A 16,859-nucleotide genomic window follows, 5' to 3' on the forward strand; every position below is an offset into this window, starting at 1 on the left:
TGGCGAGGCCCGCCGGAATGGTTACACTGGCGCCACCATGCGCGTCGTGCTCGACACCTCGGTGCTGGTGGCCGCCGCTCGCTCCCGCCGCGGGGCCAGCCACCGAATCGTGGCCGCCCTGCCGCACCCAAGGTTTCAGATCGCGTTGTCGGTGGCGCTGTACACCGAATGGCAGGCGGTGCTGACGCGGCCCGAGCATCGGCCTGCCGGGCTCGGCGTGGAGGACGTGCTGGATTACCTGCGTTACCTGGCGTCGATCGCCCACCTGCAGGACGTGCACTACCTCTGGCGCCCTTTCCTGCGCGATCCCGACGACGACATGGTGCTCGAGTGCGCGGTGGCCTCCGGCAGCCGCTACCTCATCACCCACAACGTCGCGGATTTCCGCGGCGCTGAGACGCTGGGCGTGCAGGCCGTCACGCCCGCGTGGTTCTGGACCGAAGGGCTGGGAGCCGAACCATGACCGCCTTGACCGTGCGCCTTCCGACCTCGCTGCATCAGCGCATCCGCGAACTGGCCGCCCGCGACGGCATTTCCGTCAATCAGTTCATCGCCAGCGCCGCCGCCGAAAAGCTGGCCAGCGTGCTGACCTTGGAATACCTGCGTCGGGAGGCATCCGGCGCCACGCGCACGGCGTTCGAGCGCTACCTGCAGGCGGTGCCGGACGTCGAGCCTGCGTTGGATACCGACCGGTTGCCCGCACCCACCGCGGGCCGAGACCCTCAGCCGTAGGCCAGCGCCAGGCGCGCGGCGCGGTCGGGCGGCGGCGGCTCGGCGCCGAGCAGGTGGCAGCCCAGCGCCTCGGCCACGCGCGTGCCGTCGATGGCCGCCGACAGGATGCCGCCGGCGTAGCCGGCGCCTTCGCCGGCGGGGTAAAGGCCGGCCAGTTGCGGGTGCTGGCAGTCCGGCCCGCGCGGGATGCGCAGCGGCGAGGAGGTGCGCGTCTCCACCCCGGTCAGCACCGCATCCGGCAGGTCGAAGCCGCGCAGCTGGCGTGCCAGCTGCGGGATGGCCTCGCGCATCGCCTGCACCGCCCACGGCGGCAGTACCGCGGCGAGGTCGACCGGTTTGACGCCGGGCTTGTACGACGGCACGACGTCGCCGAGCGCGCTGCCGGCCCGGCCGGCCAGGAAGTCGGCGACGCGCTGCGCCGGGGCGTCGTAATCGCGCCCGCCGGCCTCGAAGGCGGCCGCCTCCAGCGTGCGCTGCAGCACCACGCCCGCCAGCGGATGCACGCGCCCCTCGCGCGCCAGCCGCGCCGCCTCGCGCGCGTAGCGCTCGCCGGCCTCCGCGCCGAAGGCGGCGCGCCACGCGGCAGGGTCGGCCATGGCATAGTCGCGCGGCTCCACCCCAACCACCAGGCCGGCGTTGGCGTTGCGCTCGGCGCGCGAATACTGGCTCATGCCGTTGGTGACGACGCGCCCGGGCTCGCTGGTGGCGGCCACCACCGTGCCGCCCGGGCACATGCAGAAGCTGTAGACGCCGCGGCCGTTGGCGGCGTGGTGCACCAGCTTGTAGGCCGCCGCGCCCAGCAGCGGGTGGCCGGCGTGGCGACCCCAGCGCGCGCGGTCGATCAGGCTCTGCGGGTGCTCGATGCGCACGCCCACCGAGAACGGCTTGGCCTGCAGCGTCACGCCGGCGGCGTGCAGCGCCTCGAAGGTGTCGCGCGCGCTGTGACCCAGCGCCAGCACGACGTGCGTGGCCGGCACTTCGTGCAGCGCGCCGCTGACGAGATCACGCACGCGCAGCGCGCGCAGCCGCCGCGCACCGTGCTCGTCCTCCTCGACCTCGAAGCCCTCGACGCGCTGCTCGAAGCGGACCTCGCCACCGAGCGCCTCGATGCGCGCGCGCAGGCCCTGCACCACCTTGACGAGTTTGAAGGTGCCGATGTGCGGGTGCGCCTCGTAAAGGATCTCGGGCGGTGCGCCGCAGTCGACGAACGCCTGCAGCACGCGCCGGCCCAGGTGGCGCGGATCCTTGACCTGGCTGTAGAGCTTGCCGTCGGAGAACAGCCCGGCGCCGCCTTCGCCGAACTGGACGTTGGACTCGGGGTTGAGCACGCGGCGGCGCCACAGGCCCCAGGTGTCCTGCGTGCGGCGGCGCACCGGGCGGCCGCGCTCCAGCACGATCGGGCGCAGGCCCATTTCGGCCAGCGTCAGCGCCGCGAAGATCCCGCAAGGTCCGAAGCCCACCACCACCGGCCGCGCCCCACCGGGCGGCATCCAGCCGGCCGGCGCCAGCGCCGGCGGCCGCCACGTCATGTCCGGCGTCGGCTGCACGTGCGGATGGCCGGCCAGGCGCGCCAGCACCGCCGCCTCGGCGCCAGGGTCGGCCAGCGCGACGTCGACGATGTAGACCGCACGCACCTGCGCGCCGCGCGCGTCGAAGGCGCGCTTGTGCACCTGCAGCCGCGCGATCGCCGCCGGCGCCAGCCCCAGCACCTGCGCGGCCAGCGCGCGCAGCGCCTCCTCGGGGTGCGGCGGCGGGGCGCGGTCGGCCTCGGTCTCGGGGCCGGCGTCGGCGGCGCGCCGCTGCGGCAGCGGCAGCGCCGACAGCGGCAATTTCAGTTCGCTCAGGCGGATCATGGCGGTGCGCAGGGCCCGTGGTGATCGGGCAGGAAACCGGCGAGGTCCGCGATGATAGCCCCGTGGCGGCCCGCGCGGGCTGGACGCGGCTGCGGGATAATCGCCAGCGGTGAAGCCCGCCCGACCGTCGCCGGCGCAAGGCCCGCAAGGGCGCGCTGGAGGAACGTCCGGACTGCACAGGGCAGCGTAGGAGGTAACGCCTCTCCACCGTGAGGTGCGGATCAGAGCCACAGAGACGAGCCGGTTCAGACCGGGGTGAAACGCGGCAATCTCTACGCGCAGCAACACCAAGTAGGCCAGCCTGGGGGCGCCCCCTGCCCGTGGCCCGCGGGCCGTGCTGGCGGGTAGGTGGCATCGAGCCGTCCGGGTGACCGGCGGCCCAGAGGAATGACGGTCACGCGGGGGCTGCGGCTCTCCGCGCACAGAATCCGGCGTACCGGCGGACTTCACCCCTTCTTGCACGCCGGCGCTCGACCGCGGCCTCAGCGCGCGCCGGCCGCGATCCAGCGCACCAGGCGCAGCGACTCCTCGGGCGTGAGCTTCTCGTGCGCGGCGATGCCGCCCAGCAGCCGGTGCTCGCAGAGCTTTTCGGCCTTGCTGGCCAGCTCGGCGGCGCTCAAGCCGGCGTAGCGCTGCGCCAGCGCCGCCAGCGTCGGCGCCTTGCCGCGCGGCGGCTCGCCATGGCAGCTGAAGCAGCCCTTGTCCAGCGCCAGCGCGGCGTCGGCGTGCGCGCTGCCGACGGCGCCGAGCCAGGCGGCCGCCAGCGCCGCCGCGCGCAGCGCGCGCCACCGCCTGACCGCGCGGGGTCCGGGGGCATGTCGCAGGGTCATGCGTCGGTCTCCAGCAGGGCTTCGAAACGGGCGGCGTCGAGCCGCTTCAGGTGCGCCAGCAGCGAGCGCCGCGCCACCGGCCACAGCGCCGGCGAGACGTCATCGTAGGCCAGGCGCACCAGCGTGTCCAGATCGCCCTGCGGGTGCGCGGCCAGCGCGGCGGCCACCTTGGCCTCGCGCTGCAGCCGGTGCGCGATCAGCCGCTCGATGGCGGCTGGCGCCTCGCCCAGCACGTGGCCGTGCGCCGGCAGGATGAAGCGCACCCCCTCCTCGAGGCACAGCGCGCGCAGGCGCTCGAGCGACCTCAGGTAGGCGTCCATGTCGCCGTCGGGAGGGTCGATGACGGTGGTGCTGCCGTTGAGGATGTGGTCGCCGCTGAACAGCAGGCCGTCCTCCTCCAGCAGCAGGCACAGGTGGTTGGCGGCGTGGCCGGGCGTGTGCACCACGCGCAGCGTGTGGCGCACCACGCCATCGGGACCCGCCAGCGTCAGCCGCTCGCCGTCCACGAGCGAGCGCTCGGGCGCCCAGCGGCTGTGCGGCCGCGCCGTCGCCGCGCTGGCCAGCCCCAGCACCGGCGGGGCCGGCCGCCCGGCCGCGCGCACCCGCGCCTGCAGCGGGTAGGCACCCGGGGCATGGTCGGGGTGCGAATGGGTGCAGACGATGGCGCGCACGTCGCCGCCGGCAGCCGCGAACAGACGCTCGAGGTGCCCGGCATCGTCGGGGCCGGGGTCGACGACGATGCAGCCGGTGTCGGGCTCGCCGACGAGGTAGGCGTTGGTGCCGGGGCCGGTCATGCGCCCGGGGTTGGGCGCGGTCAGGCGCCGCAGGTGGCGCAGCAGGGGGACGGCGCTGTCGTGGCGCCAGTCCAGCGCGTGCACCAGCTGGCCGTCCGGCGCCACCAGCTCGAGCTCGCCGAACGGCGGTTCGTGCTCCATGAAACGCGCCTCCTGTCCGCCCAGCCAGCCGGCACGCGGGCAGCTGACCCAGGCCGGCGCACCGCGCGCGGCGCAGTCGGCCAGCAGCGCCGCGGCGCTCGTGTAGCGCTGCAGATGCTGCAGCGTGCGCACGGTGGGGAACACCATCGGGAAGTCGCCCCCCTCGTGGCGCCGCAGCGCCTCGGCCGGCGTCACCCACAGCGGCTCGAACTGCTCGCGCCCGTCGGCCTGCGGCGCCTGCTGCGGCGGCATCGGCGCGACGAAGAACGGCACGTCGAAGCGGATCGGCAGGTCACGGTCGGTGATCCAGTACGCCAGCCAGTGCACCTCGTCCAGCGCCAGCTCGAGCCCGTGCGCGCGGCACTGCGGCAGCAGCGGGGCATGGCGGTCCAGCACGGCCAACTCCCGCCCCTCCACCCAGCGTCCACGCGCATCGCGCGCCAGCAGCACGCCCAGCTCCTCGAAAGCCTCGCGCACCGCCGCCAGCATCGCCGCGACGGTCGCCGGCTCCTCGCCCGGCCGGCAACGCAGCGCCACGCCTTCCCGCACCGCCGCGTGGTCGGCGGCATCCACCGCCCCGCCGGGAAACACGTACGCCCCCGGCGCGAAGCGCGCCTGCGCCGAGCGGCGTGTCATCAGCAGCTGCGGCCCCTCGGGGCCGTCACGCACGAGCAGCAGCGTGGCCGCCGGACGCGGCGTCACCGGCGGCGCCGGGGGGTGCAGGAGCAGGTGGGGGCGAACCATGGCGGCCGTGTGGCAGTCGTTGCAAAGTGTGACCGCGCGGCCGGCAGGACTGGGCGGCGCGGCGGGGCTCGGGCACAATGGTAGCGGTGCGGCGCCGCCGGCGCCGGTCGTTCGATGAGGAGCCCGCCATGACCACCCACGCTGCCTTCGCCCGTCCTGCCATCCTCGCGGCGCTGGCCGCCGCGCTGACGCTGGGCGGCTGCGCCAACATGAGCGAGGAACAGAAATCCGGCACCGCCAAGGGCGCGATGATCGGCGCGGCGGCCGGGGCGGTGCTCGGCGCCGTCACCGACGGCGGCAAGGGTGCCGTGCGCGGCGCGGCGATCGGGGCCGCGGCCGGCGCGGCCGGCGGCTACATCTGGTCCAGCCGCATGGAGCAGCAGAAACGCGAGATGGAGCAGGCCACCGCCGGCACCGGCGTGGCGGTGACGCAGACCGCCGACAACCGGCTCAAGCTCGAGATCCCGAGCGACATCTCGTTCGACGTCGGCCGCGCCGACATCAAGCCGAACTTCCGCAGCGTGCTGGACACGTTCGCCGACGGGCTCAAGCGCAACCCGGCCGCGCGCGTGACCATCATCGGCCACACCGACAGCACCGGCAGCGACGCGGTCAACAACCCGCTGTCGATCAACCGCGCCGCCGCCGTGCGCGACTACCTGGTCAGCCGCGGCGTCGGCATCGAGCGCATCGCCATCGACGGCCGTGGCTCGCGCGAGCCGATCGCCAGCAACGCCACGCCGGAAGGGCGCGCGAAGAACCGCCGCGTGGAGATCTTCGTGGCCGAGCAGGCGAGCTGATGCGGCTGCGCTTCACCAAGATGCACGGCGCGGGCAACGACTTCGTCGTGCTCGACGAGACGCGCCAGCGCCACGGCCTGACCCCCGCGCAGTACCGCTGGCTGGCTGACCGCCACTTCGGCATCGGGGCCGACCAGATCCTGACCGTGCGCCCGGCGCCGACGCCCGACGTCGACTTCGAATACGTGATCCACAACGCCGACGGCGGCGAGGTGGAGAACTGCGGCAACGGCGCGCGCTGCTTCGTGCGCTACGTGCACGATGCGGGCCTGACCGCCAAGCGCCGCGTGCGCGTGGCCACGCGCGCCGGCGTGCTGACGCTGCAGCTGCAGGACGACGGGCGCGTGACGGTGGACATGGGCGCGCCGGTGTTCGAGCCTGCCGCGGTACCGTTCGACCCCGCGGGGCTGCAGCCCGAGCCGCTGGGCGACTGGCAGCGCTGGCCGCTGCCGCTGCCCGGCGTGGCCGAGCCGCCGCGCGTGGCGGTGCTGTCGATGGGCAACCCGCACGCCGTGCTGCGCGTGGACGATGTCGAGACCGCGCCGGTGGCCGCCTGGGGGCCGGCGATCGAGCAGCATCCGCGCTTTCCGCGCCGCGTCAACGCGGGCTTCCTGCAGGTGGTGGATCGCGGCCACGCGCGGCTGCGCGTGCACGAGCGCGGCGCCGGCGAGACGCTGGCCTGCGGCACCGGGGCCTGCGCCGCGGTGGTGGCCGGCATCCGCCTGGGCTGGTTCGACGAGACGGTGGAGGTGCAACTGCGCGGCGGGCGGCTGACGATCGAGTGGCCGCGCGGCCGCGACGGCCTGGGCGCGCACGTGCGCATGACCGGGCCGGCCGAGCCGGTCTTCACCGGCGAGGTGGAGGTGCCCGACCTGCCGTGACGGGTGCGCCTGCGCGACAATCGGCGCCGGCGGCCCGTCCCGGGCCGACGCCACCAGGAGAGAGCGCCTTGAACACGACGCCCCCGCTGCAGCCTTTGACCGAGGACGACATCGCGCAGTACCTGCTGAACCGGCCGGACTTCTTCGAGCGCCACGCCGAGCTGCTGGCCGCGGTGCAGCTGACCAGCCCGCTGACCGGCCGCGCCGTCAGCCTGCTGGAGCGTCAGGCCGAGATCCTGCGCGAGCGGCTGCGCCAGCTGGAGCTGCGCGCCGCCGAAATGATCCGCCACGGCCAGGACAACATGGGCCTCATCGACCGGCTGCACCGCTGGACCTGCACGCTGCTGGCATGCGACGAGCCGGCGCGCCTGCCCGCGCTGGTCAGCGAGGGGCTGGCGCAGACGTTCGCGGTGCCGCAGGTGGCGCTGCGGCTGTGGGACGTGGCGCCGGACTGGGCCGGCGCGCCGTGGGCCGCGCCGGTGGAGGAGGAGACGCGCGCCTTCGTGCAGTCGCTGCCGCGGCCGTTCGTCGGCGCCAATCCCGGCGTGCGGCCGCTGCAGTGGCTGCCGGATCCGGCTGCGGCGGCGTCGGTGGCGCTGCTGCCGCTGCGCCCGCTCGCGCAGGCGCCGGCCTTCGGCCTGCTGGTGCTGGCCAGCGACGACGCCCAGCGCTTCGGCGCCGACGCCGGCACCGACTTCCTGCAGCGGCTGGCCGAACTCGCCGCCGCCGCACTGGGCCGGCTGCGGCCGGCCGCGGCCTGATCGTCACCGTGCCGTCATGACCGCCGCGCCACCGGACGATGCCGCGCTGGTGCAGGCTTACCTGCAGCACGTGGCCACGCAGCGCCGCCTGAGCGCGCGCACCGTGGCGCTTTATGGCGAGCACCTGGCGCTGCTGCTCGAACGCACCGGCGGCGAGGGGCTGGAGCTGCGGCGGGTGCTGCCGGCGCACGTGCGGCGCTGGGTGGCGCAGCTGCACGCCGCCGGACGCCAGCCGCGCGGCCTGGCGCTGGTGCTGTCGTGCTGGCGCGGCTTCTACACCTGGCTCGGACGGCAGGGCGGACTCGACGTCCACCCGGTGCAGGGGGTGCGCGCCCCCAAGGCACCGCGGCCGCTGCCCAAGGCGCTGCCGGTGGAGGCGGCGCTGCGGCTGGCCGAGGGCGCGGGCCGGCGTCCGGACGGCGCGGCCACCGAGGCGGCCGCCGCCGAGGACGCGCGCGACCGCGCGCTGGTGGAGCTGCTGTACGGCAGCGGCCTGCGCCTGGGCGAGCTGCTCGGGCTGGACGTGCAACCCGGCCCGGCGGCGCGCGGCTGGGTCGACCTCGATGGCGGCGAGGTGCACGTGCTGGGCAAGGGCGGCAAGTGGCGCACGGTGCCGGTGGGCGCACCGGCGCTGGCGGCGCTGCGCACCTGGCTGCAGCGGCGCGCGACGCTGCAGCCCGCGGGTACGGCCGGAGAGCCGGCGCTGTTCATTGGCGCGCGCGGGCGGCGCCTGACGCCGCAGGTGGCGCGCCGGCGGCTGGCGCACTGGGCCCGGCAGGCCGGCCTGCCGCAGCACGTCCATCCCCACATGCTGCGCCACAGCTTCGCCAGCCACCTGCTGCAGTCCAGCGGCGACCTGCGCGGCGTGCAGGAGCTGCTCGGCCACGCCAGCATCGCCACCACGCAGGTCTACACCCGGCTGGACTTCCAGCACCTGAGCCGCGTCTACGAGGCTGCGCATCCGCGCGCACGCCGCCGCGGGGCCTGAGCCGCCGACCCGCGGCGCAGGCGGGGGCGCGGCGGCCGGTTCAGCCGCCAACAACCCCCGCCGGTATGTGGGAATATCCCATCTGGGCATGGAACGCCGGCACCTTGATAATAATCAAACCACCTGCCCTGACGTCGTTGACGAGGAGACCACCATGCGCACCCTCTGGCGTTTACTGACCGCCTGGCTGGCGGCGATGGCCCTGACGACCGCGGCACACGCCGCCGAACCGATCAAGGTCGTCTACCACCTGAGCGAAGGCATCCCGCAGGCCTCGCGCGCGATCGGCAACATCCGCAACCACCTCAACGCCGACCCCACGGCCAAGATCGTCGTCGTCACGCACGGGCTGGGCATCGACTTCCTGCTGGAAGGCGCCACCAACCAGCAGGATCAGCCGTTCGCTGGCGCCATCGCCGATCTGGCCAACCGCGGCGTGGAATTCCGTGTCTGCAACAACACGCTGGTGGCGCGCAAGATCGATGCCGGCAAGCTGGTGCCGGAGGCCAAGGTCGTGCCCTCCGGCGTCGCGGAGGTGGCCAAGCTGCAGGCGCGCGAGGGCTTCGTCTACCTGCGTCCCTGAGGCGGGTGCACCGCCATCGGGGGTGGTGGGACAATCCACCCCCATGAAGACGATCCGACTCAAGGCGGGCAAGGAGCGTTCGCTGCTGCGCCGCCATCCCTGGGTGTTCGACACCGCAATCGAGGGTGGCCGCGCCGACGATGGCGAAACGGTGCGCGTGCAGGCGGCCGATGGCCGCTTCCTCGCGTGGGGAGCGTACGCCCCGGCCTCGCGCATCCGCGTGCGCGCATGGAGCTTCGACGAGGGCGAACGCATCGACGCGGCGTTCTTCGAGCGGCGGCTGCGTGCGGCGCTGGCGCTGCGCGCGCGGCTGGCCATCGACAGCGACGGCGTGCGTCTGGTGCACGGCGAATCCGACGGCCTGCCCGGCCTGATCGTCGACCGCTACGCCGACACGCTGGTGGCGCAGTTCGGCGCCTGCGGCGTGGAGCGGCACAAGGCGCTGCTGGCGGATCTGCTGGTGCGCCTGACGGGTTGCACGCGGCTGTACGAGCGCTCCGACGCCGGCGTGCGCCAGCTCGAGGGGCTGCCGCCGGTGACCGGCTGGCTGCGCGGCGGCGGCGCCACCGAGGTGACGATCCGCGAGCACGGCTGGCGCCTGACGCTGGACGTGGCCACCGGTCACAAGACCGGCTATTACCTCGACCAGCGCGACAGCCGGCGCGCCTGCGCCGAGCTGGTGCGGCGCTTTGGCTGCGCCGAGGTCCTCAACGCCTACTGCTACACCGGCGGCTTCACGCTGGCGGCGCTCAGCGGCGGCGCGCGCCACGTCGTCTCGATCGACTCCAGCGCCCCGGCGCTCGAGCGCGCGCAGGCGCACGTGACGCTCAACGGCATGGAGGCCGCGCGCTGCACGTGGCTGGACGCCGACGTCAATGCCACGCTGCGCGCCTTCGTCGCCGAGGGGCGGCGCTTCGACCTGATCGTGCTCGACCCGCCCAAGCTCGCCCCCGGCGCGGCACACCTGGAGCGCGCCGCACGCGCCTACAAGGACGTCAACCGGCTGGCCTTCAGGCTGCTGCCGCCCGGCGGCGTGCTGCTGACCTACTCCTGCTCGGGCGCCGTCAGCGTCGAGCTGTTCCAGAAGATCGTCGCCAGCGCGGCGCAGGAGGCGGGCGTGGAGGCGGCCATCGTCGCGCGCCACGGCGCGGCCGCCGACCATCCGGTGGGACTGGCCTTCCCGGAAGGCGAATACCTCAAGGGCCTGGTGGTGGTGCGGCGCTGACGGCAGCGCCGTTCACACGCCCGGCTGCAGCGTCACCGTCACCTCGCGCGTCTGCTCGCCGCGGCGCACGCTCAGCCGCACCGAGTCGCCGACGCGGAAGTCGTCCAGCCGCGCCAGCAGGCGACCGGGGCCGTCGACGGGCCTGCCCTCCACCGCCACGATCACGTCGCCCGGCACCAGCCCCTCGGGCGTCATGCGCACGCCCTGCAGCCCGGCCTGCTCGGCCGCGCCGCGCGGCTGCACGCGCAGCACGTAGACCCCCTCCACCCCGGTGGCGGTGGCCAGGCGCCGGTTGAGCGTCTCGTCCACCTCGATGCCCAGCGCCGGGCGCACGTAGCGGCCGTGCTGGATCAGCTGCGGCACCACGCGCGCCACCGTGTCCACCGGCACCGCAAAGCCGATGCCGGCCGAGGCGCCCGACGGGCTGTAGATCGCGGTGTTGATGCCGATCAGCCGCCCGGCCGAATCGAGCAGCGGCCCACCGGAGTTGCCGGGGTTGATCGCCGCGTCGGTCTGGATCAGGTGCTCGATCGGCGGCTTGCCCGGGCCGCCGTCCAGCGTCCTGTCCAGCGCCGAGACGATGCCGGTAGTCAGCGTCCAGTCCAGCCCGAACGGGTTGCCGATCGCGAACACCTTCTGCCCGACCTTGAGGTCGTGGCTGGTGCCGATCGGCACCGGCGGCGGACGCTTGAAGCCGACCCCGATGCGCAGCACCGCGATGTCGTGCGCGGGCGACGCTCCCACCAGCGCGGCGCGGTAGTCGCGCCCGTCCGCGAGCCGCACGATGGCCGACGACGCGCCCTCGATGACGTGGTAGTTGGTGACGACGTGGCCGGCGTCGTCCCAGATGAAGCCCGAGCCGTTGCCGCGCGGCACCTCCCAGACGTTGCGCGTCCAGGCGTCGCGCACCACCTGCGCGGTGGAGATGAACACCACCGAGTCGCGCGCCTTCTCGAACAGCTCGATGGTGGCGCGCTCGTCGGCGGCCAGGTCGCCGCGCGGCGTGACGGTGCGCTCGGCCGCCGGCGCGGGCGCCGGCGCCAGCCAGCGCGCCTGCAGCGCCGGCAGCCACTGCCACAGCACCATCAGCGCCGCCACCACCAGCGCCAGCCACAGCAGCCGGCGCACGAAGGCATCCCCGCGCCGGGGCGCGGGCGAGGTCCACGGATCAGGGCGCATGGCGGGACTCCCCCTGCGCGGCGGCCGCGGCCCGCTCGGCGTCCAGCGCGCGCTGGTCACGCTCGCGCATCAGCCAGTAGACGATGCCCAGCGCCAGCGCCGCGCCCGACAGCGCCGCCACCTTGGCCGGCGAGGTCTCCGGGTCCAGGATCACGAACTTGCGCGACAGCGCGATCAGCGCGATCAGCACCACCGTCTTGACCTGCACGATGCTGTCCTGCCCCATGACCACGCGCACGATGGAGTGCTTGAACTCCATCGCGATCAGCAGCGTCATGATCATGCCGAACACCGTCTGGAACACCGTGTGGTCGAGCGGGTTGAAGGCGTCGAGCACCAGCAGCGTGAAGACGACGCGGATCAGCTGCACCAGCGACGTCACGATGATGACCGCGATCACCGCCGACAGCACGATCGCGACGACCTGCTCGAAGCGCTCGTACAGCGTCATCATCGGCCAGCGATCGCGCAGCGTCGGCCGCGCGTGCGCGCGTGGGTCGGGGGGATGGGGATGGGACACGGCTCCTCCTGCGGGAATCGACACGCCGCGGCAGCACGCGGCCGGCGCCATGCGGCCGAGTCTAGCAAGGCCGCCGCTCAACCCTCGGCCGTCGGCCAGACGACGTCGTCGTACACCGCGGCCACCGGCAGCTCGAGCCCGACGCTGGCCAGCCGCACCCGCTCGCCCTCGGCATAGGGGTGCAGCACCCAACGCCCGTCGTCGCCGCGGCGGAAGACCTCGACGCTGATGCGCTCGCTGTCCACCAGCGCCACCTCTTGCAGCGAGGGCAGCGTGCGGTACCACGCGAACTTCAGCCCGCGGTCGCAGCCGCCGGTCGAGGGCGACAGCACCTCCACCACCAGCACCGGCTCCTCCTTGACTTCCGGCCGTGCGCGGTCCGCCGCGGCGCAGGTGACGAACACGTCCGGGTAGACGAAGGCGTCGGCCGCCGCGATGCGCAGCTTCATGTCCGCGATGTAGGTGCGGCACGGGGTGCCGCGCAGATGCTGGCGCAGCGCCGTGTAGAGGTTGCCGGCGATCGTGACGTGGGCATCGCTGGCCCCAGCCATCGCGTAGACCTCCCCCCGCACGTACTCGTGGCGTACGGGTTGAGCGCGCTCCCACGCCAAATAGTCGTCGGGTGCCAGGCGGGCGGACTTCGGCACGGCGGTCATGACCGCGATGCCAAGGCAAGGCCGACGGTGGCACCAGAGCCGACCGCCGGTCGCCCCGCCGGGGATAATCGCCGCCATGAACGATGCCACCGTCCCGCCTCCCGGCCCCGGCCTGCAGCGCTGGCTGGCGCTGGACACGAGCGCCTCGACGCTCAGCGTGGCCGTGGGCGCGGCCGGCGCCGCCGAGCCGCTCGCGTGGCACGAGGGCGAGGGCGGCGCGCAGGCCTCGGCGACGCTGCTGCCGACGGTCATGGCGCTGCTGCAGCGCGCCGGCTGGCGGCTGGCGGAGCTGGACGGCATCGTCTTCGGTCACGGGCCGGGCTCCTTCACCGGGCTGCGCACCGCCTGCGCGGTGGTGCAGGGGCTGGCCGCCGGGGCGCGGCCGGGCGGCGTGCCGGTGCTGCCGCTGGGCACCCTGCTGGCGGTGGCGGAGGCCGCGCGCGCGCGCCATGCGCCGCGGTCCGCGCAGCTCACCGTGCACGCGGCGCTGGACGCGCGCATGGACGAGGTCTACGTGGCCCGCTACGCCTGGGACGCCGCGCACGGTTGGCGCGAGCTGGACGGCCCGCACCTGCGCCGCCCCGAGGACCTGCCGCAGGAGGACGGCGCGCTGCACGCCGGCAACGTCGCCGGCGTCTACGGCGAACGACTGCCGCCTGCCTGGCGCACCGAGGCCGGCGGTGCGACGCTGCCGTGTGCGCGCGCCCTGCTGCGCCTGGCGGCCGCGGGCGTGGCCGCCGGCCGCTGCGTCGACGCGCACGGGGCGCAGCCGCTGTACGTGCGCGACAAGGTGGCGTTGACGGTGGACGAGCAGGCCGCGCTGCGCGCCGGCCGCGCGGCGCGTTGAAGGGAAGCTGGACGGTGGGCGACACGGGGCCGACGGAACCCGCCGCCGGGGGCCGGCTGATCTGGCGGCCGATGACCGCCGCCGACCTGGACACCGTGGCCGAGGTGGCCAAGACCGCGCACGCGCACCCGTGGAGCCGGCGCCTCTATGCGGATTCGCTGGCCGCCGGGCACTGGGCGCGCGTGCTGGCGCTGCGCCCGGATGCGGCGCTCGATCCGCCGCACTGGGTGCATGCGCCGCGCACGCCGCAGGGCGACTGGCTGCTCGGCTCCCTGGTGACGATGGAGGGGGTCGGCGAGGGGCATCTGCTCGACGTCACGGTGGCGCCGGTGCACCAGCGCCAGGGCTGGGGTCGCTGGATGCTGCGGGCGCTGGCGGACTGGGGCCGCGCGCAGGGCTTGGCGCAACTGTGGCTGGAGGTGCGGCGCAGCAACGCCGCCGCGCGCGCGCTCTACGCCCGCTGCGGGTGGGTGGAAGCCGGCGTGCGCAAGGGGTACTATCCGGAAACGGCGCAGCGCCGCGAGGACGCCATCGTCATGCGGCTCGACCTGTGCCCGGCCCCCGACGCCACCGCGACGACCCGATGAACCTGCCGCGCGCCCTGCCCTGGCTCGACGAGCGCCGCTCGGCCCTGCTGGCCGAGATGGGCGTGCCCCCGTGGTGGCGACCGCGTGCGCTGCTGCCGTGGCCGCCGCAGACGGGTGAGACCCCGACGCCCGGCGCGACGACGGCCGACCCGGCGGCCAACGCCTCGGGCGGGGCGGCACGACCGGCCGCCGCGGCCACGGCCTGCCACCAGCCCGCGCCGGCCGAGCCAGCCCGGGGCGCTCGGCCCGTGTCCTTTCGGACCGAGGCCGGTCCCGGCGCCGCCGCCCCGTCCCAGCCACCGCGCAGCCCCTCGACGGTGTCGCCCGATCCCGGGCCCGGGGCCGAGATCGCCGCGCTCGACTGGCCCGAACTGGAGGCCGCGATCCACGCCTGCCAGCGCTGCGGGCTCGCCGCATGCCGCCAGCGCGCGGTGCCGGGCGTTGGCGACCGCCGGCCGACCTGGCTGATCGTCGGCGAAGCCCCGGGCGAGGAGGAGGACCGCCAGGGTGAGCCGTTCGTCGGCCGCGCCGGGCGGCTGCTGGACCGGATGCTGGCGGCGCTGGACCTGCAGCGCGGCCACGGCGTCTACATCGCCAACGTGCTCAAATGCCGCCCGCCGCGCAACCGCAACCCGGAGCCGGAGGAGATCGCGCGCTGCGCGCCGTACCTGCTGCGGCAGATCGCGCTGCTGCAGCCGCGCATCGTGCTTGCGCTGGGGCGCTTTGCGGCGCAGACGCTGCTGGCCGAAGGCGGCTGCCTGCCGCCGGCCGAAGCCGCGCGCGCGCCGCTGGGCCGGCTGCGCTGGCGCGTGTTCCAGGCGCGCCTGGGTGAGCTCACGCTGCCGGTGGTGGTCTCCTACCACCCGGCGTACCTGCTGCGCAACCCCGCCGACAAGGGCAAGGCGTGGGCGGACCTGTGTCTGGCAGCGGACACCCTCGCGGGCCCGAGCCCATGATCCAGCACCGGACCCACGTCTTTGCCGACCTGGACGGCTTGCAGGCCGAGCTTTCGTCCGAAGCCTTCACCCGCCTGGCCGAGTCCTCGACGGCGCTGCTGGTGCAGATCTACAGTGCCGAGACCGATCGCGCGCACATGCGGCCGATCGTCTCGCTTATCGCAGACCGGCTGCCCCGCGCCACCGTGGTCGGGGCCTCGACGGTGGGGGAAATCGCGCACGGGCGGCTGCTGACCCACCACACGGTGATCGGCTTCACCTTCTTCGCCTCGTCCGAACTCACCGTCGTGGCGATGGCGTGCCACGGCGGCGATGAACGGGCGGTCGGCGCGGAGATGGGCCGGCGCATCCGTCAGTGGCGGGCCGATGCGGCGGGCGTGCTGCTGCTGGCCACGCCCCTGAGCATCGACGCGGCCGCCCTGCTGGAGGGGATGGAATCCGCCGCCATTGGCTGCCGGGTCTTTGGGGGCGGCGCGGGTGACTACGCCGCCATGGCCCGATCCCTGGTGTTCGCCGGGTCGGAATTTTTTGACCAGGGCGCGGTGGCCGTGGTGTTCGCGGGCGGCGGGCTGTCGATCGAACCCCGGACCTACCTGGGCTGGCGGCCGTTGAGCCGCCCCATGCGGATCACCCGGGTCGATGGCATGCGGGTGCAGACCATCGACGAGCGCCCGGCCTTCGAGGTTTACCAGCGCTACCTGAATATCGCCAACGACGATCAATTCTTCCTCAACGCGCTGGAGTTCCCGCTGCTGCTGGAACGCGACGGGGAGCTCCTGGCCCGGGTCCCGATCGCGGCCGACGAAAGCGGCGCCCTGCAGTTCGTGGCCGATGTCCGGGCCGGCGAGGTCGTCCGCCTGGGCTATGGCGACCTGGACCTGATCGTTCAGGATGCGAAAGCGCTCCACCGTTCGATGACGCGCTTTTCGCCCCAGGCGGTCTTTCTCTACACGTGCGGTTGCCGCCGCTTCCTCATGCAGGAGGACGTGGAGCTGGAGACCCTGCCGTTCGAGACCCTCGCCCCCACGTTCGGCTTCTACACCTACGGTGAGTTTTTCGGTGCCGCGCGGCTGACCTTGCTGAACTCGACGATGGTGGCGGTGGGCCTGCGCGAGGGCCCGCCCGCGCGCCAGGCGTCGGCCCAACCGTCGCAGACCGAACCGGCGCCACCGGCGCTGCGCGACCCCTATGCCAACAAGCACGCGCGCATCATCGCGCGTCTGCTGCGCTTCATCGGCACGGTGACTGCGGAGCTCGAAGCCTCCAACCGGGAAATCACGAAGCTGTCGATCACCGACCGCCTGACCCAGCTGGTCAACCGCATTCGCCTGGATCAGATGCTCGACGAGCAGGTCGAGCTGGCCCGCCGATACGGCACACCGTTTGCCGTCATCCTGGTGGACGTGGATCATTTCAAGCAGGTCAACGACCTCCACGGCCACCTGGTCGGCGACGAGGTGTTGATCCGCATCGCCCACGCGTTGCGGGACCACACGCGCAAGGTGGATGTCGTCGGCCGCTGGGGTGGCGAGGAGTTCCTGGTCATCGCCCCGAACGCGGGCGTCGAGGAGGCGGCCCGGCTGGCCGACAAGCTGCGCGCGGCCATCGAGCGCCTGGTCATGCCCGGCGTCGGGCACCGGACGTGCAGCTTCGGCGGCGCCGCCTACGAGCGGGGCGACGATCCGACCACGCTCGTCTCCCGGGCCGATGCGGCGCTGTATGCGGCCAAGGCCGCGGGACGGAACCGGGTGGAAATCGGCACGCGCGGCGCGTGACGACACC

At 74.2% G+C, this 16,859-nt stretch carries 18 protein-coding genes and 1 other RNA gene; 13 read left to right on the forward strand and 6 right to left on the reverse strand.

All coding sequences use genetic code 11. From position 1 onward, the window contains the following. Positions 1-37: 37 nt before the first annotated feature. On the forward strand, positions 38-463 hold the full coding sequence (locus tag Tsedi_RS08595; protein WP_143895655.1) for a putative toxin-antitoxin system toxin component, PIN family: 426 nt from the start codon (positions 38-40) through the stop codon (positions 461-463). Then, the gene (locus tag Tsedi_RS08600; RefSeq protein ID WP_143895657.1) at positions 460-732 is read left to right on the forward strand and encodes a toxin-antitoxin system HicB family antitoxin; all 273 of its coding nucleotides are present in this window, start codon (positions 460-462) and stop codon (positions 730-732) included. Before Tsedi_RS08595 ends, Tsedi_RS08600 begins: the two co-directional genes overlap by 4 nt. On the opposite strand, the gene Tsedi_RS08605 is transcribed toward Tsedi_RS08600, so the two are convergent. Continuing rightward, on the reverse strand, positions 723-2,585 hold the full coding sequence (locus Tsedi_RS08605; RefSeq protein WP_143895659.1) for an NAD(P)/FAD-dependent oxidoreductase: 1,863 nt from the start codon (positions 2,583-2,585) through the stop codon (positions 723-725). The genes Tsedi_RS08600 and Tsedi_RS08605 overlap by 10 nt on opposite strands. Positions 2,586-2,696: 111 nt before the next feature. Between Tsedi_RS08605 and rnpB the strand changes: the two genes are divergently transcribed. After that, positions 2,697-3,037: RNase P RNA component class A (gene rnpB, locus Tsedi_RS08610), an RNA gene on the forward strand. 30 nt (positions 3,038-3,067) lie between these two features. Here the strand turns inward: rnpB and Tsedi_RS08615 are convergent. Both Tsedi_RS08615 and Tsedi_RS08620 read right to left on the reverse strand, forming a co-directional pair. Continuing rightward, positions 3,068-3,415, reverse strand: a complete 348-nt coding sequence (locus Tsedi_RS08615; protein ID WP_143895662.1) for a c-type cytochrome — start codon at positions 3,413-3,415, stop codon at positions 3,068-3,070. Beyond that, the gene (locus Tsedi_RS08620; protein ID WP_143895664.1) at positions 3,412-5,094 is read right to left on the reverse strand and encodes an MBL fold metallo-hydrolase; all 1,683 of its coding nucleotides are present in this window, start codon (positions 5,092-5,094) and stop codon (positions 3,412-3,414) included. Before Tsedi_RS08620 ends, Tsedi_RS08615 begins: the two co-directional genes overlap by 4 nt. 128 nt (positions 5,095-5,222) lie before the next feature. Between Tsedi_RS08620 and Tsedi_RS08625 the strand changes: the two genes are divergently transcribed. From Tsedi_RS08625 to Tsedi_RS08650, 6 genes are all read left to right on the forward strand, one after another. After that, positions 5,223-5,894 carry a YiaD family glycine zipper/OmpA-like lipoprotein gene (locus Tsedi_RS08625; RefSeq protein WP_143895666.1) on the forward strand — a complete coding sequence of 224 codons (672 nt, stop codon included), beginning with the start codon at positions 5,223-5,225 and terminating at the stop codon, positions 5,892-5,894. Continuing rightward, a complete protein-coding gene (dapF, locus tag Tsedi_RS08630; protein ID WP_143895668.1) occupies positions 5,894-6,775 on the forward strand; it encodes a diaminopimelate epimerase in 882 nt (293 codons plus the stop codon). Before Tsedi_RS08625 ends, dapF begins: the two co-directional genes overlap by 1 nt. Positions 6,776-6,843: 68 nt before the next feature. Then, complete coding sequence (locus tag Tsedi_RS08635) at positions 6,844-7,536, forward strand: DUF484 family protein (protein WP_143895670.1); 693 nt, start codon at positions 6,844-6,846, stop codon at positions 7,534-7,536. A gap of 16 nt (positions 7,537-7,552) precedes the next feature. After that, complete coding sequence (locus Tsedi_RS08640) at positions 7,553-8,524, forward strand: tyrosine recombinase XerC (RefSeq protein ID WP_143895672.1); 972 nt, start codon at positions 7,553-7,555, stop codon at positions 8,522-8,524. A 154-nt stretch (positions 8,525-8,678) separates the two neighbouring features. Next, positions 8,679-9,107 carry a DsrE family protein gene (locus Tsedi_RS08645; RefSeq protein ID WP_143895674.1) on the forward strand — a complete coding sequence of 143 codons (429 nt, stop codon included), beginning with the start codon at positions 8,679-8,681 and terminating at the stop codon, positions 9,105-9,107. A 43-nt stretch (positions 9,108-9,150) separates the two neighbouring features. Continuing rightward, positions 9,151-10,332 (forward strand): class I SAM-dependent rRNA methyltransferase, encoded by a 1,182-nt coding sequence (locus Tsedi_RS08650; protein WP_143895676.1) that lies wholly within the window; start codon positions 9,151-9,153, stop codon positions 10,330-10,332. Between the two features lie 12 nt (positions 10,333-10,344). Here Tsedi_RS08650 and Tsedi_RS08655 read toward each other — a convergent pair whose 3' ends face one another. The 3 genes from Tsedi_RS08655 to Tsedi_RS08665 form a co-directional block, all read right to left on the reverse strand. Next, positions 10,345-11,511, reverse strand: coding sequence for a S1C family serine protease (locus Tsedi_RS08655; RefSeq protein ID WP_143895678.1), 1,167 nt, complete (start codon positions 11,509-11,511; stop codon positions 10,345-10,347). Continuing rightward, positions 11,501-11,965 carry a phosphate-starvation-inducible PsiE family protein gene (locus Tsedi_RS08660; RefSeq protein ID WP_246099243.1) on the reverse strand — a complete coding sequence of 155 codons (465 nt, stop codon included), beginning with the start codon at positions 11,963-11,965 and terminating at the stop codon, positions 11,501-11,503. Before Tsedi_RS08660 ends, Tsedi_RS08655 begins: the two co-directional genes overlap by 11 nt. 143 nt (positions 11,966-12,108) lie before the next feature. Then, positions 12,109-12,687: a Uma2 family endonuclease gene (locus Tsedi_RS08665; protein WP_143895682.1), complete on the reverse strand. Its 579-nt coding sequence runs from the start codon at positions 12,685-12,687 to the stop codon at positions 12,109-12,111. A gap of 76 nt (positions 12,688-12,763) precedes the next feature. On the opposite strand from Tsedi_RS08665, the gene tsaB reads away from it, so the two are divergent. From tsaB to Tsedi_RS08685, 4 genes are all read left to right on the forward strand, one after another. Continuing rightward, a complete protein-coding gene (gene tsaB, locus Tsedi_RS08670; RefSeq protein ID WP_143895684.1) occupies positions 12,764-13,534 on the forward strand; it encodes a tRNA (adenosine(37)-N6)-threonylcarbamoyltransferase complex dimerization subunit type 1 TsaB in 771 nt (256 codons plus the stop codon). A 71-nt stretch (positions 13,535-13,605) separates the two neighbouring features. Then, complete coding sequence (locus Tsedi_RS08675; protein ID WP_143895686.1) at positions 13,606-14,121, forward strand: GNAT family N-acetyltransferase; 516 nt, start codon at positions 13,606-13,608, stop codon at positions 14,119-14,121. Continuing rightward, positions 14,118-15,077, forward strand: a complete 960-nt coding sequence (locus Tsedi_RS08680; protein WP_143895688.1) for a uracil-DNA glycosylase — start codon at positions 14,118-14,120, stop codon at positions 15,075-15,077. Before Tsedi_RS08675 ends, Tsedi_RS08680 begins: the two co-directional genes overlap by 4 nt. Further along, complete coding sequence (locus tag Tsedi_RS08685; RefSeq protein ID WP_143895689.1) at positions 15,074-16,852, forward strand: sensor domain-containing diguanylate cyclase; 1,779 nt, start codon at positions 15,074-15,076, stop codon at positions 16,850-16,852. Before Tsedi_RS08680 ends, Tsedi_RS08685 begins: the two co-directional genes overlap by 4 nt. Positions 16,853-16,859: the final 7 nt, after the last annotated feature.

The sequence above is a fragment of the Tepidimonas sediminis genome (assembly GCF_007556605.1).
Lineage (GTDB): Bacteria > Pseudomonadota > Gammaproteobacteria > Burkholderiales > Burkholderiaceae_C > Tepidimonas > Tepidimonas sediminis.

Coding starts and splice junctions, on each gene's coding strand:
- Tsedi_RS08600 (WP_143895657.1), top strand. CDS start 460: ATGACCGCCTTGACCGTGCGCCTTCCGACCTCGCTGCATCAGCGCATC.
- tsaB (WP_143895684.1), top strand. CDS start 12,764: ATGAACGATGCCACCGTCCCGCCTCCCGGCCCCGGCCTGCAGCGCTGG.
- Tsedi_RS08615 (WP_143895662.1), bottom strand. CDS start 3,415: ATGACCCTGCGACATGCCCCCGGACCCCGCGCGGTCAGGCGGTGGCGC.
- Tsedi_RS08675 (WP_143895686.1), top strand. CDS start 13,606: ATGACCGCCGCCGACCTGGACACCGTGGCCGAGGTGGCCAAGACCGCG.
- Tsedi_RS08655 (WP_143895678.1), bottom strand. CDS start 11,511: ATGCGCCCTGATCCGTGGACCTCGCCCGCGCCCCGGCGCGGGGATGCC.
- dapF (WP_143895668.1), top strand. CDS start 5,894: ATGCGGCTGCGCTTCACCAAGATGCACGGCGCGGGCAACGACTTCGTC.
- Tsedi_RS08595 (WP_143895655.1), top strand. CDS start 38: ATGCGCGTCGTGCTCGACACCTCGGTGCTGGTGGCCGCCGCTCGCTCC.
- Tsedi_RS08685 (WP_143895689.1), top strand. CDS start 15,074: ATGATCCAGCACCGGACCCACGTCTTTGCCGACCTGGACGGCTTGCAG.
- Tsedi_RS08640 (WP_143895672.1), top strand. CDS start 7,553: ATGACCGCCGCGCCACCGGACGATGCCGCGCTGGTGCAGGCTTACCTG.
- Tsedi_RS08660 (WP_246099243.1), bottom strand. CDS start 11,965: ATGATGACGCTGTACGAGCGCTTCGAGCAGGTCGTCGCGATCGTGCTG.
- Tsedi_RS08680 (WP_143895688.1), top strand. CDS start 14,118: ATGAACCTGCCGCGCGCCCTGCCCTGGCTCGACGAGCGCCGCTCGGCC.
- Tsedi_RS08625 (WP_143895666.1), top strand. CDS start 5,223: ATGACCACCCACGCTGCCTTCGCCCGTCCTGCCATCCTCGCGGCGCTG.
- Tsedi_RS08645 (WP_143895674.1), top strand. CDS start 8,679: ATGCGCACCCTCTGGCGTTTACTGACCGCCTGGCTGGCGGCGATGGCC.
- Tsedi_RS08650 (WP_143895676.1), top strand. CDS start 9,151: ATGAAGACGATCCGACTCAAGGCGGGCAAGGAGCGTTCGCTGCTGCGC.
- Tsedi_RS08605 (WP_143895659.1), bottom strand. CDS start 2,585: ATGATCCGCCTGAGCGAACTGAAATTGCCGCTGTCGGCGCTGCCGCTG.
- Tsedi_RS08620 (WP_143895664.1), bottom strand. CDS start 5,094: ATGGTTCGCCCCCACCTGCTCCTGCACCCCCCGGCGCCGCCGGTGACG.
- Tsedi_RS08665 (WP_143895682.1), bottom strand. CDS start 12,687: ATGACCGCCGTGCCGAAGTCCGCCCGCCTGGCACCCGACGACTATTTG.